The 15,790-nt window shown below is 66.8% G+C and carries 14 protein-coding genes and 1 tRNA gene; 13 read left to right on the forward strand and 2 right to left on the reverse strand.

Annotated features, from left to right (window positions below; translation table 11 throughout):
• Positions 1-9: 9 nt before the first annotated feature.
• The gene (map, locus tag FV220_RS02455; RefSeq protein WP_147829463.1) at positions 10-840 is read right to left on the reverse strand and encodes a type I methionyl aminopeptidase; all 831 of its coding nucleotides are present in this window, start codon (positions 838-840) and stop codon (positions 10-12) included.
• 212 nt (positions 841-1,052) lie between these two features.
• On the opposite strand from map, the gene FV220_RS02460 reads away from it, so the two are divergent.
• From FV220_RS02460 to FV220_RS02520, 13 genes are all read left to right on the forward strand, one after another.
• A complete protein-coding gene (locus tag FV220_RS02460) occupies positions 1,053-1,307 on the forward strand; it encodes a zinc-finger domain-containing protein (protein ID WP_018044833.1) in 255 nt (84 codons plus the stop codon).
• Positions 1,308-1,339: 32 nt separating this feature from the next.
• Entirely contained in the window at positions 1,340-2,557 is a 1,218-nt protein-coding gene (locus tag FV220_RS02465; RefSeq protein ID WP_056148145.1) for an FAD-dependent monooxygenase, read from the forward strand.
• Between the two features lie 37 nt (positions 2,558-2,594).
• Positions 2,595-2,681 (forward strand) — tRNA-Leu (locus tag FV220_RS02470).
• 149 nt (positions 2,682-2,830) lie between these two features.
• Positions 2,831-4,654 (forward strand): phosphogluconate dehydratase, encoded by a 1,824-nt coding sequence (gene edd, locus FV220_RS02475; protein WP_147829465.1) that lies wholly within the window; start codon positions 2,831-2,833, stop codon positions 4,652-4,654.
• 171 nt (positions 4,655-4,825) lie between these two features.
• A complete protein-coding gene (gene eda, locus FV220_RS02480; protein WP_147829467.1) occupies positions 4,826-5,443 on the forward strand; it encodes a bifunctional 4-hydroxy-2-oxoglutarate aldolase/2-dehydro-3-deoxy-phosphogluconate aldolase in 618 nt (205 codons plus the stop codon).
• A 317-nt stretch (positions 5,444-5,760) separates the two neighbouring features.
• A complete protein-coding gene (locus tag FV220_RS02485; protein ID WP_018044829.1) occupies positions 5,761-7,035 on the forward strand; it encodes a dicarboxylate/amino acid:cation symporter in 1,275 nt (424 codons plus the stop codon).
• Positions 7,036-7,110: 75 nt separating this feature from the next.
• Positions 7,111-7,998 carry an amino acid ABC transporter substrate-binding protein gene (locus FV220_RS02490; protein WP_238253994.1) on the forward strand — a complete coding sequence of 296 codons (888 nt, stop codon included), beginning with the start codon at positions 7,111-7,113 and terminating at the stop codon, positions 7,996-7,998.
• Between the two features lie 98 nt (positions 7,999-8,096).
• Positions 8,097-9,602, forward strand: a complete 1,506-nt coding sequence (locus FV220_RS02495; RefSeq protein ID WP_147829470.1) for an aspartate ammonia-lyase — start codon at positions 8,097-8,099, stop codon at positions 9,600-9,602.
• 467 nt (positions 9,603-10,069) lie between these two features.
• The gene (locus tag FV220_RS02500) at positions 10,070-11,671 is read left to right on the forward strand and encodes a porin (RefSeq protein ID WP_056148157.1); all 1,602 of its coding nucleotides are present in this window, start codon (positions 10,070-10,072) and stop codon (positions 11,669-11,671) included.
• 402 nt (positions 11,672-12,073) lie between these two features.
• On the forward strand, positions 12,074-12,952 hold the full coding sequence (locus tag FV220_RS02505; RefSeq protein WP_147829474.1) for an amino acid ABC transporter substrate-binding protein: 879 nt from the start codon (positions 12,074-12,076) through the stop codon (positions 12,950-12,952).
• Positions 12,953-12,980: 28 nt separating this feature from the next.
• Complete coding sequence (locus FV220_RS02510) at positions 12,981-13,703, forward strand: amino acid ABC transporter permease (protein ID WP_056148160.1); 723 nt, start codon at positions 12,981-12,983, stop codon at positions 13,701-13,703.
• A 57-nt stretch (positions 13,704-13,760) separates the two neighbouring features.
• Entirely contained in the window at positions 13,761-14,453 is a 693-nt protein-coding gene (locus tag FV220_RS02515; RefSeq protein ID WP_018044823.1) for an ABC transporter permease subunit, read from the forward strand.
• Between the two features lie 53 nt (positions 14,454-14,506).
• Entirely contained in the window at positions 14,507-15,235 is a 729-nt protein-coding gene (locus FV220_RS02520; RefSeq protein ID WP_187273305.1) for an amino acid ABC transporter ATP-binding protein, read from the forward strand.
• 60 nt (positions 15,236-15,295) lie between these two features.
• On the opposite strand, the gene FV220_RS02525 is transcribed toward FV220_RS02520, so the two are convergent.
• A partial coding sequence (locus FV220_RS02525) for a substrate-binding domain-containing protein (protein ID WP_187273303.1) occupies positions 15,296-15,790 on the reverse strand: 495 nt, incomplete at its 5' end.

A 15,790-nucleotide genomic window follows, 5' to 3' on the forward strand; every position in this document is an offset into this window, starting at 1 on the left:
CCGGCATCGTCAGGCGGAGGGGGCGATCGGCTGATGCAGGCCCTTGGGCGAGAAGGTGAAGACCTCGACCCCCGTCTCCGTCACCGCCACCGTGTGCTCGAACTGCGCCGAGAGCGAGCGATCCCGCGTCACGGCGGTCCAGCCGTCGGAGAGCACCTTCACCGCCGGGCGGCCGAGATTGATCATGGGCTCGACCGTGAAGAACTGCCCCGGCTCGAAGGCCACGTCGTAGCTCGGCTCGACATAGTGCAGGATGGTCGGCGCATCGTGATAGACGCGCCCGAGGCCGTGCCCGCAGAAATCGCGCACCACGGAGCAGCGCTCGGCTTCGGCATAGGCCTGGATCGCGCGGCCGATATCCGTGGTGGAGCCGCCCGGCTTGATCGCGGCGATGCCCCGCATGAGGCATTCGTGGGTGATCTCGCACAGGCGTGCCGCCTTGCGCGGCACTTCGCCGACATAGGCCATGCGGCTGCTGTCGCCGTGCCAGCCGTCGACGATGAGGCAGATGTCGAGATTGACGATGTCGCCGTCGCGCAGGGGCTTGTCGTTGGGGATGCCGTGGCAGACCACGTGGTTGATCGAGGTGCAGATCGACTTCGGGTAGCCGCGATAGAGCAGCGAGGCCGGGTAGGCGCCGTTGTCCATGGCGAATTCGTAGGCGAGGCGGTCCAGCGCCTCCGTGGTCACGCCGGGGGCGGTGGCCTCCATCAGCACGTCGAGGGCCTCCGCCGTGAGGCGGCCGGCCTTGCGCATGCCCTCGAACCCTTCGGGACCGTGAATCGGCGGCCGAGGCGCGCGGCGACCGCCTTCGACGACGGCCTGTTCGTTCTGGGTCATGGGGAACGTGGTTTCGTAAGAGCGGCTGAGAGACATCCCTCTCTAAGGCGGCATGCGCGGGAGGCCAAGCCTCGACGAGGCGGGCTTTTTGCTGGGCTTGGGGAATCCTCGGCGCTAGGCTTGAGGGCGACGAGCGGGTAGAGAATGGCCCGGACGGAGCAATGGTGCCCGGGCGGGGCTCGGCCCCGGCGGGACGGAGGCAGGATCGGGCGATGGCTGACAAGGCGGTGCCGCATTTCCATAACGACCTCGGAGTTGCCCTGATCGAAGTGGGCTCCAAGGAGTTCATGTGCATCGGCGCCAAGCCGCCCTTCGATCATCCGCATGTCTTCCTCGACATGGGGACCGATGACGAGATCATCTGCCAGTATTGCTCGACACTCTACCGCTATCGCCCCGGCCTGAAGGCCGGCACGGCCGATCCGGCCGCCGCCGTCTGGGACGACAACGGCGCGAAGGCCGCCTGATCGCACACGATTCGCGAGGGCGAGATCCGCAGGTGTCCGACGGTTCCCATGGGTCCCGAGCCCCTCACGCCGCCCCCAGCCTCGCCGTCGCCATCGTCGGCGCGGGCATAGGGGGCCTGACGGCCGCCCTTGCCCTCGATGCCGCCGGGCATGAGGTGACGCTCGTCGAGCGCCGGACCGGGTTCAGCGAGGTCGGCGCCGGCCTGCAGCTCTCCCCGAATGCCAGCCGCGTGCTGATCTCCCTCGGACTCGGCGCCGCCCTGCGCCGGGCGGCGAGCGAGCCGCCACGGGTGGTGGTGCGTGCCCTCGGGTCGGGGCGCGAGATCGGCGGCGTCGAACTCGGGGCCGAACTGCGCGGCCGCCACGGCGCGCCCTATTACGTCATCCACCGGGCCGACCTGCAGACGCTCCTGCTCGATGCCGTGCGCAGCCGGCCGGGAATCCGCCTGATGATGGGGCGGGACGTCAGGGGGCTCGCCGAATCGGACACCTCCGTCGAACTGACCCTCGAAAGCGGCCAGGGCTCGCGATCCGAGACGCTGGCCGTCGACCTCGTGGTGGGGGCCGATGGCGTGCGCTCGACCCTGCGCGGCCATTTCGACGGCCGGCGGTTGCGGTCCTGCGGCGAGGCCGCCTGGCGCGCCACGATCCCGCGCGATGCCGCGCCTCCGGAATTGCAGGGCGACGAGACCGGACTGTGGCTCGGGCGTCGCCGGCACGTGGTGCATTACCCGATCCAGGGCGGGCGGAGCATCAACATCGTGGCCGTGGTGCCCGAGCGCCTCGGCAGCGAGGATTGGGGTCAGCTCGGCGAGCCCGCCGTCCTGCGCGCGCAGTTTCCGGACGCGACCCCGGTTCTCGCCGAGCTCCTGACCGCGCCGGATTCCTGGCTGGTCTGGTCCCTCGTCGACCGGCCGACCGCGCGGCCCATGGCGCGGGGCCGGGTGGCTCTGATCGGCGACGCGGCCCATCCGGTCCTGCCGTTCCTGGCGCAGGGGGCGGCGCTGGCGATCGAGGACGCGGCCGTCTTCGCCCTGACCCTGCGGGCCGACGACGTGGCGGCGTCGCTGGCGGCCTATGCCGGCCTGCGCGCGCCCCGCACCCGGCGCGTGCAATCGGCCGCGCGCGGCAACGGCCGGACCTACCATGCGGGCGGGCTCGTCGGTTTTGCCCGCAACCTCGTCATGCGCCGCCTCGGCCCCGCCGGGATGGGCCGCCGCTACGACTGGCTCTATGGCTGGGCGCCTTGATCTCGGAGCCTCGCCTCGTTACCGCTGATCCCGCAATGCGGACGTGGCGAAACCGGTAGACGCACGAGACTTAAAATCTTGCGGCTGAAAGGCTGTGCGGGTTCGAGTCCCGCCGTCCGCACCATCGCCCGCACCGAACCGCGATGGCCTGAAACGTGCTGAGCCGATCCGGTCATTGATCGTACCGCGCGGCGACCGATCTATCGCCTGCGAGACGAGCCCTCTACGTTCCTGACAGCAGGTGGCTTCGCATCAGCGAGGGAAGGATCTGCCATGACCGAGCTTCACCCGGAAGTCGCAGCCGTCACCGAGCGCGTGGTGACGCGCTCCAAGGCGAGCCGGCGCGCCTATCTCGACCTGATCGCCCGCGAACGCGACGGCGGCGTGCACCGGCCGATGCTCAATTGCGGCAACCTCGCCCATGGCTTCGCGGCCTCCGGGGAGGACAAGCCGGCGATCAAGGCCGGCCGGGGCATGAATATCGGCATCGTCACCGCCTATAACGACATGCTGTCGGCGCATCAGCCCTATGGCCGCTACCCGGAGCAGATGAAGCTGTTCGCCCGCGAGGTCGGTGCCACGGCCCAGGTGGCGGGCGGCGTGCCGGCCATGTGCGACGGCGTCACCCAAGGCCAGCGCGGCATGGAACTGTCGCTGTTCTCGCGCGACACCATCGCGCTCTCCACGGCGGTGGGGCTCAGCCACGGCATGTTCGACGGGGCGGCCCTCCTCGGCATCTGCGACAAGATCGTGCCGGGCCTGCTCATCGGGGCGCTGCGCTTCGGGCACCTGCCGCAGATCCTGATCCCTGCCGGGCCGATGCCCTCGGGCCTCGCCAACAAGGAGAAGCAGCGCATCCGCCAGCTCTATGCCGAGGGCAAGGTCGGCCGCGACGAGCTGCTGGAATCGGAATCCGCGTCCTATCACGGGGCGGGAACCTGCACCTTCTACGGCACCGCCAATTCCAACCAGATGATGATGGACGTGATGGGCCTGCACATGCCCGGCGCGTCCTTCATCAATCCCGGCACGAAGCTGCGCCAGGCGGTGACCCGCGCGGCCGTCCACCGGCTCACGGAGATCGGTGCCGCCGGCAACGATTACCGGCCCCTCGGGCGCTGCGTCGACGAGAAGGCCATCGTCAACGCGATCATCGGCCTCTTGGCCACCGGCGGCTCCACCAACCATGCCATCCACCTGCCGGCCATCGCCAGGGCCGCCGGGATCATCGTCGACTGGGAGGATTTCGACCGGCTCTCGGCGGTCATCCCGCAGGTGGCCAAGGTCTATCCCAACGGCTCCGGGGACGTGAACCACTTCCACGCCGCCGGCGGCATGTCCTACGTCATCGCCAGCCTGATCGATGCGGGCCTGCTGCACGACGACATCCTCACCGTGGCCGGCGGGCGCCTGCGCGACCATGCCCGCGACCCGAAGCTCATCGAGGACGCACTGGTGTTCGAGGACGCGCCCGCGGCCTCGCACGACGAGAGCATCCTGCGCGGCCCCGCCAACGCCTTCCAGCCGGATGGCGGGATGCGGCTGGTGAAAGGCAATCTCGGCCGGGCCACCTTCAAGACCAGCGCCGTCGATCCCTCGCGCTGGACGGTGGAGGCACCGGCGAGGGTGTTCGACGATCAGGACGATGTCATGGCTGCCTTCAAGGCGGGCGAACTGGAGCGGGACGTGGTCGTCGTCGTGCGTTTCCAGGGGCCGAAAGCCAACGGAATGCCCGAACTGCACAAACTGACGCCTCAGCTCGGCGTTCTGCAGGATCGCGGCTTCCGCGTCGCCCTCGTCACCGACGGGCGCATGTCCGGCGCTTCCGGAAAGGTACCGGCGGCGATCCATCTGAGCCCCGAGGCCCTCGGCGGCGGTCCGCTGGGCAAGCTGCGCGACGGGGACATCGTCCGCCTCAGCGCCGAGGACGGAACGCTCCAGGCCCTCGTCGACCCGGAGGAATGGGAGGCGCGGGAGGGCGCCACCCCGCCGCCGCCGGCTTTCGGGACCGGCCGCGAGCTCTTCGCCTTCATGCGCCACGGGGCCGACGGGGCCGAGCAGGGCGCGTCCGCGATGCTCAGCGCCGCCGGATTGTAGGACGGTCTTATTGCAGGGCTGTCTTCCGGCCCCTCGGTTCGCGCGTGTCTCCGAGACGGGAAGCAGGGCGCGGGTTCCCTCTCCTGGAAGGAGAGGGGGCCTGTCGAGACACCTCGATCCGGGACAATCGAACGGACACCGTCTCCCTTTCACGACCCAGAGGACGATTTCATGACCACCATCGACGCGCTGATGCGCTCCGTTCCCGTGATCCCCGTCCTCGTGATCGAGGACGCCGCCCATGCCGAGCCGATCGCCAGGGCGCTGGTGGATGGCGGCCTGACGGCCCTGGAGGTCACCCTGCGGACCCCCGCCGCCCTGGAGGTGATCCGCATCATGGCGCAAGTGGAGGGGGCCGTCGTCGGCGCGGGCACCGTGCTCAACGAGCGGGATCTCGACGCGGCGATGGAGGCGGGCGCGCAGTTCATCGTCAGCCCCGGTCTCACCGACCCGCTGACGAAGGCCGCCATCGCTCGCGGCATCCCGTTCCTGCCGGGGGTCGCCAATGCCGCCGACATCATGCGCGGCCTCGACCACGGGCTCGACCGGTTCAAGTTCTTTCCCGCCGAAGCGGCCGGCGGCGTCAAGGCCCTGAAGGCCCTCACCGGCCCGTTCGGGCAGGTCCGCTTCTGCCCCACCGGCGGGATCACCGAGGCGACCGCACCGGATTGGCTGAAGATCGCGCAGGTTCTCTGCGTCGGCGGCAGCTGGGTCGTCCCGGCCGGCGAGCCGCAGCCGGAAGCCATCCGCCGGGCGGCGAGGGTCGCGTCGGGCCTGCGCCCGCATTGACCCGCCGTATCGATCCGACGGAGCCTTGGCTCCGCATGGGGGCGCCCGCCGATTTGCGGCCCGTCCCGTCGAAGGGTGCTTGCGCGGCTAAGAAAAGGGAATAACCTCCTCTCGGATCGACATCACGAAGGACTTGATCTTCGAGGTCGAAGCACCGCCGAAAGTTCGCGCTCACCCCGTATTTGAGGTGATGGGCCGGTCGATCGGATCACCGGGCGTCACGACTTCGCGATGCGACGGTGCAAGGCATGAAGCATGTCGAGTGTGGCATGTGTCATGCAAGACCTAGACAACGTTTCTGCCGGTGAGGAAGTGCGATGCAGTCCAGGCTGACGACTTACATCTTCATCGGTATGCTTCTGGGCATCGCGGTCGGGTATCTCTGTAACATCACATGGCCGGACCCTCAGACGTCCAAGGAAATCTCCGGCTACATCGCCCTCGTCAGTGACGTGTTCCTGCGCCTGATCAAGATGATCATCGCGCCGCTGGTCTTCTCGACCCTCGTCGTCGGCATCGCGCATATGGGCGACACCGCCTCCGTCGGCCGCGTCGGCGGCAAGGCGATGCTGTGGTTCGTCGGCGCGTCTCTGTGCTCGCTGCTGCTCGGCCTGGTGATGGTCAACATCCTGCGGCCCGGCGACGCCCTGAACCTCCCGCTGCCGGATGCCGGCGCCACCACCAACCTCAAGGCCGCGTCGCTCTCGCTCAAGGAATTCGTCACCCATCTGGTGCCGAAGAGCCCCGTGGAGGCGATGGCCAACAACGAAATCCTGCAGATCGTCGTGTTCTCGATCTTCTTCGGCGTGGCCCTCGCGGCTTTGGGGGAGAAGGGCAAGCTCCTGGCCGAGGGCATCGAGGGCCTCGCCGACGTGATGCTGAAGATCACCGGCTACGTCATGGGTTTCGCCCCCGTCGCGGTGTTCGCGGCCATCGCGGCGACGATCACCACGCAGGGCATCGGCGTCCTCGTGACCTACGGCAAGTTCATGGTGGAGTTCTACTTCAGCCTCGCCATGCTGTGGTGCCTGCTGGCCTTCGCCGGCTTCCTGCTGGTCGGAAAGCAGATGCGGCGGCTCCTCAACCTGATCAAGGAGCCGTTCCTTCTCGCCTTTTCCACCGCATCGAGCGAGGCGGCCTATCCGAAGACCCTGCAGAACCTCGAGCGCTTCGGCGTGCCCAACAAGATCACCTCGTTCGTCCTGCCGATGGGGTATTCGTTCAATCTCGACGGCTCGATGATGTACTGCACCTTCGCGGTGATGTTCATCGCGCAGGCCTACAACATCCCGCTGACCCTCGGGCAGCAGATGACCATGCTGTTGCTGCTGATGGTGACGTCGAAGGGCATGGCCGGCGTGCCCCGCGCCTCGCTGGTGGTGATCTCCGCCACGCTCTCGACCTTCCACATCCCGGAGGCCGGCCTCCTCCTCATCATCGGCATCGACCAGTTCCTCGACATGGGCCGCTCGGCCACCAACGTCCTGGGCAACAGCGTCGCAACCGTCGCCGTGGCGAAATGGGAGGGGCAGCTGGAACTGACCGACCAGAGCCTCGACCGGGACGTGTCGCCCTTGGCCGAGCCGGCCTGAACCGCCGGCGGCATCGCTCGCCGCCGATCGCAACCCCTATGGCATGACGGGACACGGACAATGCACGCGAAAGGCATGAGGGCAGTGGCCGCCGGGGCCCTGGTGCTCGCCTTGAGCGCCGCGCCCGCTTCCGCCATCGATGTTCTCACCGGCACGCTGAAGAAGATCGGCGAATCGCGGGCCGTCACCCTCGGCTATCGCGAAAACTCGCTGCCCTTCTCGTTCAAGGACGCGGCCGGGCATCCGGTGGGATACGCGATCGATCTCTGCCTGGAGGTGGTCGATGCCATCGGCAAGGAGATCGGCCGCACCGATCTCACCGTGCGCTACGAGCCCGTCACCCCGGAGACCCGGATCGCGGCGGTCACCTCGGGCAAGATCGACCTCGAATGCGGGTCGACCACGGCGAATGCGGAGCGCCGCAAGCTCGTGGCGTTCTCGCCCATCACCTATTTCAGCGCCACCAAGCTCCTGGTGAAGCGCGGCGCGCCCATCGGCTCCTATCGCGACCTCTCCGGCAAGACCGTCGCGGTCACCGCCGGCACCACCAACGAGGCGGCCCTGCGAGCTTTGATAGCGCGACTCAACCTGTCGGCCACCGTCGTCACGGGCCGCGACCACGCCGAATCCTTCGCCATGGTCAGGGACGGCCGGGCCGACGCGCTGGGGCTCGACGATGTCCTGCTCTATGGCCTCATCACCGCGGCCGGCCCGGACGGGGCGTCCTACACCGTGCTGGCGGACAAGCTGTCCTTCGAGCCCTACGGCCTGATGTTCCGCAAGGACGACCTGCAATTCGCCGGCGTCGTGAACGCCGCCTTCGAACGTCTCGCCGAGTCGCGCGAGCTGCGCTGGATCTACGAGCGCTGGTTCCTCAAACGGCTGCCGAACGGCGAGCGCCTGAACGTCCCCATGTCCGATGAGCTGAGAACGAATTTCCAGGTCATCGGGCTTCAGGACTGAGCCGATGTCAGGATTGCCGGCCCACGGCGCTTGACGGCTCCGCCGCCGCATGTGGCTTCGGCGGTACCGCCGCGAGCGTGGCGCGAGGGAGACGACCGATGGCGACGGACACGCAGAAGCCCACCGATGCGCCGGCCGAGAACATCGCCGTCGCCACCGTGCGGACCGTCGAGATGGAGGGCGCGCGGACGCGGACCGAGCACGATCTCCTCGGCTATGGTGAAGTGCCCGCCGGCGCCTATTGGGGGATCCACACCAAGCGTGCGGTCGCCAATTTCCCCATCACCGGCGTGCCGGTGGGGCACTTTCCCGAATTCGTCAAAAGCCTCGCCCTGGTGAAGCAGGCGGCCGCCCGCGCCAACCGGCGGCTGGGCTACCTTTCCGCCGACAAGGCCGATGCCATCGACCGCGCCTGCACCCTCGTCGCCACCGAGCCCCGCTTTGCCGAATCGTTCGTGGTGGACGCGATCCAGGGCGGGGCCGGCACGTCGACCAACATGAACGCCAACGAGGTCATCGCCAACGTCGCCCTGGAACTGATGGGGCACCCGCTGGGGCATTACGCGGCGCTCCACCCCAACGACGACGTCAACATGGCGCAATCCACCAACGACGCCTATCCGACCGCCCTGCGCCTGGCCGTGATGTTCGCGACCCAGCCCCTCATCAAGGCCCTCGACGACCTCGCCTACGCCTTCAAGGGCAAGGCCGTGGAATTCGCCGATGTCCTCAAGATGGGCCGCACTCAGCTGATGGATGCGGTGCCGATGACCCTCGGCCAGGAATTCGACGGGTTCCACGCCACCATGAAGGAGGATGTGGCCCGGCTGAACGAGATCGTCGGGCTGTTCCGCGAGGTCAATCTCGGTGCCACCGCCATCGGCACCGGCATCAACGCGGACCCGCGCTATGCATCCCTGGCGGTGGAGGAGCTGTCGCGCATCTCCGGGCATCCGATGGTGCTCGCCTCGAACCTCATCGAGGCGACGTCCGATCTCGGCGCGTTCGTGCTGTTCTCGGGCGTGCTGAAGCGCGTGGCGGTGAAGCTCTCCAAGATCTGCAACGATTTGCGCCTGCTCTCGAGCGGGCCGCGCACCGGCTTCGGCGAGATCCGGCTCCCGGCCGTCCAGGCCGGTTCCTCGATCATGCCGGGCAAGGTCAACCCGGTGATCCCGGAAGTGGTCAACCAGGTCGCTTTCCTGGTGATCGGCCACGACCTCACCGTGACCCTCTGCGCCGAGGGAGGGCAACTCCAGCTCAATGCCTTCGAGCCGACCATCGGATACTGCGTTCTCAGTTCCCTGCGCATGCTCACCGCGGCGGTGGATACCCTCACGAAACGCTGCATCGAAGGGATCGAGGCCGATCGCGAACGCTGCCGCTCCCTCGTCCATGGTTCCATCGGTCTCGTGACCGCCCTGGTGCCGGCTCTGGGATACGAGGCGTGTTCGAGGGTGGCCCAGCGCGCCCTGGCGGAGAATCGCCCGGTGGCCGACATCGTGCTGGAGGAAGGGCTTCTGACGGAGACCCAGCTCGATCACCTGCTCGAACTCGAGGCGATGACCCGTCCGTCTCGTGTGAGGCGCAACAATCCGGGGGCCTGACGGCCATCGCCGAGAAAATGATCCATCCCTCCGGCGCCGGTGCGTGGGCCGGCGCCGGACCGGGCCAATGTCCGATTCATGACGGTCCGGTGACGGTGCGAAGCACAAAAACTAAGCAAAGGGTGCGCTGGCGGGAACAACTGATCTCAATAGCGCCGCAGGATGCATTGGTTTTCTTCTCCCAGCCCCCGCTCTGCACATCAATCGGTCCCGGCGATGACATGGTTTGCCGCCTGACGAACGTTGCAGCGCCGCCACAGCAGTTCAGAACCGATGTGGCATTCGCGATTCCGAGTTGCTCGCAGGAACCCGCTCGCACAGAGTGAATACGCACTGGGGAAACCCCGGGGCACGGCCGGAACGGGGCACTCAAGTCCTGCCGGCTAACAAATAAAGGCAAACGAACGCCGGTCCATGCCGGGTTGAAGTTGCCTGTCCCTCGGGTCTCGAAGCTTTTGGAGATATCAATGAAGCTCTTGAAGAGCTCACTCCTCGGTACTGCCGCAGCCTTTGCGTCGGTCGCTGGAGCGCATGCCGCCGACCTTCCCGTGAAGAAGGCCGTGCCGATCGAATACGTCCGCGTCTGCTCCGCCTACGGCGCCGGCTTCTTCTACATCCCCGGAACGGATACCTGCATCCGTCTCTCGGGCCGCGCCCGCCTCGACATCGGCTACCAGCCGACGGACAGCCGCTCCGGCTCAGGCAACGGCGACACGACCGGCTATATCGGTCTCGCCCGCATCAACGTCGATGCCCGCACCCAGACGGCCTACGGCACCCTGCGCGCCTTCACCCGTATCCAGTTCGCCTCGCGCACCGGCGCCACCGGCGGCCTCCGCTCCGGCACCCAGGAGCGCATCGGCTCCGCCTTCGGTGCAACCGGCCAGGACCAGGTCGGTCGCGACCAGCAGTTCGTGAACACCGACAAGGCGTTCATCCAGTTCGCCGGCCTCACCGCCGGTCGCGCCTCCTCGTTCTTCGACTTCTACGCCCACGACTTCGAGTTCGCCGGCGCGACCCTGAACTCGGACGTCCAGTCGACCAACCTGCTGGCCTACTCGGCCAAGTTCGGTGAAGGCTTCTCGGCCACGGTCTCGCTCGAAGACCCGACCTTCCGTCGCAACACGGTTTACTCGCAGACCTTCGGTGCGGCTGGCGTCACTGGCGCTCCGTCCCCGGTCCTCATCGGAGTCGGCGCGACGAATACGTTCTCGAACTACGACGTTTCGCAGCGTAACCGCATGCCCGACTTCGTTGGCGTGCTGCGCTACGATGCTGCCTGGGGTTCGGCTCAGATCTCGGCTGCAGTCAAGGAAATCAACGTCCAGAATCCCGTTGGATCGACCTTCGGTATAGCTTCGGTTCCCGGTCTTGGTGGGGCTGCTGTGACTGGGGCTCCCGCCAGCGAGTACGGCTGGGCTGTCCAGGGTGGCGTGAAGATCAACACCCCGTTCATCGCTCCTGGCGATACGCTGTACCTGCAGGGAGCCTACGGTGAGGGCGCGACCCTCTACACGGGCTACTCGTCCTACAACGGCAGCTACACCTCGATTGCCAGCACCATCAACGGCGCTGCCTTCGATCCCTTCATGTCCGACGCCACTCTGAACCCTCTGACCGGCAAGATCGAAACCTCCACCAGCTTCACCGTGGTCGGTTCGTTCCTGCACTACTGGTCGCCTGAGTGGCGTTCGGCCGTGTTCGGCAGCTACGGCGAACTCTCCTTCGCCCGTGGCGCTCGCGCCGCCAATGCGGCGGCGTTCCAGACCACCGGTGCGACTGGTCAGTTCACCGGCGTTCCCGGCCAGACCTCTTTCGACGTCAGCCCGGTTCTGCGTGACACCTACCAGATCGTCGCCGGCGCGAGCCTGATCTGGTCGCCGGTGAAAGACCTCGATATCGGTGTCGAGGGCTTCTACACCAAGGTCGGCGTCCAGAACGGCCGCGTCGTGGACCGCACCCAGTCGAGCGGCACCGTCAACGCCGCGAACATCGCCTCCGGCGCCGTTCGTACCGTGACCGCCGACGACACCTACCAGGTGCGTATGCGCGTCCAGCGCGACTTCTAAGCATCGATGGCCGGCGGGATCGGAGCCATGCTCCGATCCCGCAAGATCATTCAAGATGTTCTGAAAAAGGCCCGGCTGCAAAGCCGGGCCTTTTTCATGTGCTGTTTCGGTCCGTGCCCCCTCATCTTCTCCGACCCGTTACGATTTCAAATGCGGGGCATTGTTTCGCCTAAATGTTTGTTGGCCGCGCGCGCGGCACGCCGATTGCTATAACCTCGTCGAGCGGTTGACATCTCCGGTGAGGCCTCATTCACCGATTGCGATGGGCGAGACCGCTGCTACGTTGAGCCTCACGTGCCGGTCGTCCGATCGGCGAGAACCCCTCCGGGAGCCAGCCTTCACATGCATTTTGGTCATCACAGGTCCGCCGCTCTGTCGGCGGCGGTCGTCCTCGCATCGGCAATGGGCATTACGCTCGGCGCATCCGGTGCCGGCGCCCAGGAACTGACCGGCACCCTCAAGAAGATCAAAGAGACCGGCGAAATCACCATCGGCTATCGCGACGCCTCGGTCCCGTTCTCCTACCTCGACGGCGACCAGAAGCCGGTCGGCTACGCCTTCGAGATCTGTAAGAAGATCGCTGAGGCGGTGAAGACCAACCTGAAGCTGACGAAGCTCGAGGTGAAGCTCAATCCCGTCACCTCCGCCACCCGCATCCCGCTGATCGCCAACGGCACCGTCGATCTCGAATGCGGCTCGACCACCAACAACGTCGACCGCCAGAAGCAGGTCGCCTTCACCAACACCCACTTCCTCACCGCCACCCGCTACGTGGCGAAGAAGTCGGCCAAGCTCGACACGATCGAGGATCTCAAGGGCAAGACCGTCGTGTCCACCTCGGGCACCACCAACATCCGCCAGATCAACGAGGCCAACACCGCCCGCAGCCTCGGCCTGACGATCCTGCCCGCCAAGGATCACGCCGAAGCCTTCCTCATGGTCGAGACCGGCCGCGCCGCCGCCTTCGTGATGGACGACGTGCTCCTCGCCTCCCTGGCCGCCAGCTCCAAGGAGCCCGGTGCCTATGCGATCTCCAGCGAGGCCCTGTCGAAGCCCGAGCCCTACGGCATCATGCTCCGCAAGGACGACGCGCCGTTCAAGGCCGTGGTCGATGAGGCGACGGCCAAGCTCTACAAGAGCCCCGAGGGCAAGGCCCTGTACGAGACCTGGTTCACCAAGCCGATCCCGCCGCGCGGCATCAACCTCAGCCTTCCCATGAGCGATCCCATGAAGAAGGCCTTCGAGTCGCCGAGCGACAGCGCCGACCCGGCCGCCTACTAAGCCGCCGCATCGGAGCAGACGACAGGCGATGAACTATAACTGGAACTGGCGGATCTTCTTCGAACCGTCGCCGGAAGGCACCGGCACCTATGCCGACATGCTTCTCTCCGGCCTCTCCTGGACGATCGCCACGGCGCTCTGTTCCTGGATCATCGCCTTCTCCCTCGGCTCGCTCATCGGGGTGCTGCGCACCCTTCCGAGCCGGGGGGCCCAACGGGTCGGCACCACCTATGTGGAGCTGTTCCGCAACATCCCGCTCCTCGTGCAGATGTTCCTCTGGTTCTACGTGGTGCCGGAGATCCTGCCCGGCTCCTGGGGGACCTGGCTGAAGCAGCTGCCGAACTCGTCGTTCTACACGGCGGTCCTCTGCCTCGGCTTCTTCACGGCCTCCCGCGTCGCCGAGCAGGTCCGCACCGGCATCGAGACCTTGCCGCGCGGCCAGCGCATGGCCGGCACGGCTCTGGGCCTCACCACGTGGCAGACCTATCGCTACGTGCTGCTGCCCAACGCCTACCGGGTGATCCTGCCGCCGCTGACCTCCGAGTTCCTGAACAACCTCAAGAACACTTCGGTGGCGCTTACCATCGGCCTGCTCGAACTCACCGCGCGGGCACGCTCGATGCAGGAATTCTCCTCGCAGGTCTTCGAATCCTTCACGGCGGCGACGGTCATCTATCTCGGCATCAGCCTGATCGTCGTGACGGTGTCGAGCAAGCTCGAGACCCGCATCGCCGTCCCGGGATCGCGCTGATGACGGCGCGTTCCCTCTCCCCATCCTTCGCGACCGTCAGACGGGACTAGAGGACCGATGTTCACGGATTTCGACTTCGGAGTCGTCCTCTCATCCTTGCCGTACCTGTTCGGGACGGGAATGGTGTTCACGCTGACGCTCACCGCGCTCGCCGCCTCGGGCGGCATCATCCTCGGCACCATCATCGCGATGATGCGTCTCTCCGGGATCACCGCCCTGGCGCTCCCGGCCAAGATCTACGTGAACTTCATGAGGTCGCTGCCGCTCGTGCTGGTGATCTTCTGGTTCTACTTCCTCGTTCCCTATATCGGCCAATGGATGACGGGCGCGTCGCGGCCGATCTCGGTGGGCGCCTTCACCTCGGCCCTCGTCACCTTCACCCTGTTCGAGGCGGCGTTCTTCTCCGAGATCATGCGCGCGGGCATCCAGGCAATCCCGAAGGGGCAGACGGCGGCGGCGCAGGCCATCGGCCTGACCTACGGCCAGACCATGCGGACAGTAATCCTGCCGCAGGCCTTCCGCAACATGCTGCCGCTGTTGCTGACCCAGACCATCGTGCTCTTCCAGGACACGTCCCTGGTCTACGTCATCTCCCTCACCGACTTCCTCGGCGCCGCCTCGAAGGTGGCCCAGCGCGATGGTCGTCTCGTGGAGATGTATCTGTTCGCCGCGGCCGTCTACCTGGTGATCTGCATCACCGCCTCGACCCTCGTCCGGCGTCTTCAGCGCCGCGTCGCCATCATCCGCTAAGCTCTCGAGGATCCGTCATGTCCGCCATCGATCCCCAGGCTTCGACGAAGCCGATGATCGCCATCGACAACATCAGCAAGTGGTATGGCCCGGTCCAGGTTCTCAACGGCTGTACGACGCAGGTCACCAAGGGCGAGGTGGTGGTCGTGTGCGGCCCTTCCGGGTCGGGCAAGTCCACCCTCATCAAGACGGTCAACGCCCTGGAGCCGATCCAGAAGGGGTCGATCACCGTCGACGGCATCGGCGTCCAGGCCAAGGGAACCAACCTGCCCAAGCTGCGCGCCCGTGTCGGCATGGTGTTCCAGCATTTCGAGCTGTTCCCCCACCTGTCGATCATCGACAACCTGATGCTCGGCCAGTGCAAGGTGCTGGGACGGGCCAAGGACGATGCCCATGACCGCGGCCTGAAGCTTCTCGGGCGGGTCGGCCTCTCGGCGCATTCGCACAAATATCCGGGCCAGCTTTCCGGCGGTCAGCAGCAGCGCGTCGCCATCGCCCGCGCCCTGTCGATGAACCCCATCGTCATGCTGTTCGACGAGCCGACCTCGGCCCTCGACCCGGAGATGGTCGGCGAGGTCCTCGACGTGATGATCGAGCTCGCCCGCGAAGGCATGACGATGATGGTCGTCACCCACGAGATGGGCTTTGCCCGCAAGGTGGCCAACCGCGTGGTGTTCATGGATCGCGGCGAGATCGTCGAGGACGCCACCAAGGACGACTTCTTCGACAAGCCGCGTTCCGAGCGCGCGCAGACCTTCCTGTCGAAGATCCTGGCTCACTGATTCCCAACTACGGGCGAGGGCAATCGATGCTCTCGCCCGTGCAATCCCGTGGCTACCGGCTCAGGCATAGCCCGGCGTGGCCTCCGCCCGCCGCCGAATGGTGGCCGCGATCGCGTCCAGGCGCTCGCCGCCGACGAACGCCCGGACGGCCAGGAAGTAGGTTTCTTCCCCCAGCGGCAGGTAATCGAGCGCGAACCGCTCCGCGATGGCGCGGGTGCCCATTCCCACATCGGCCGCGCCTGACGCGATCAGGGCCGCGACGGCCTGATGCGTGAACTCCTCCGTCTCGTAGCCGCGAATGTCGCCCCCGCCGATGCCGGCCTCGGCGCAGAGCCGGTCGAACCAGATCCGCGTCCCCGCACCGAGCTGCCGGTTGACGAAGCGGATGCCGCCCGTGGTCAGGTCCGTGATGGCGGAGACGGCGAAAGGATTGCCCCGCTGCAGCATCAGGCCCTGCTCGCGCCGCAGGACCGGGCGTGTGAGGAGGGCCGGGTCGGCGAGGATGTCGGCGAAGACCGAGCCCGGATCGGGTGTGGCCGCGCCGAAATGGAACCC

The sequence above is a fragment of the Methylobacterium sp. WL19 genome (assembly GCF_008040005.1).
Lineage (GTDB): Bacteria > Pseudomonadota > Alphaproteobacteria > Rhizobiales > Beijerinckiaceae > Methylobacterium > Methylobacterium bullatum.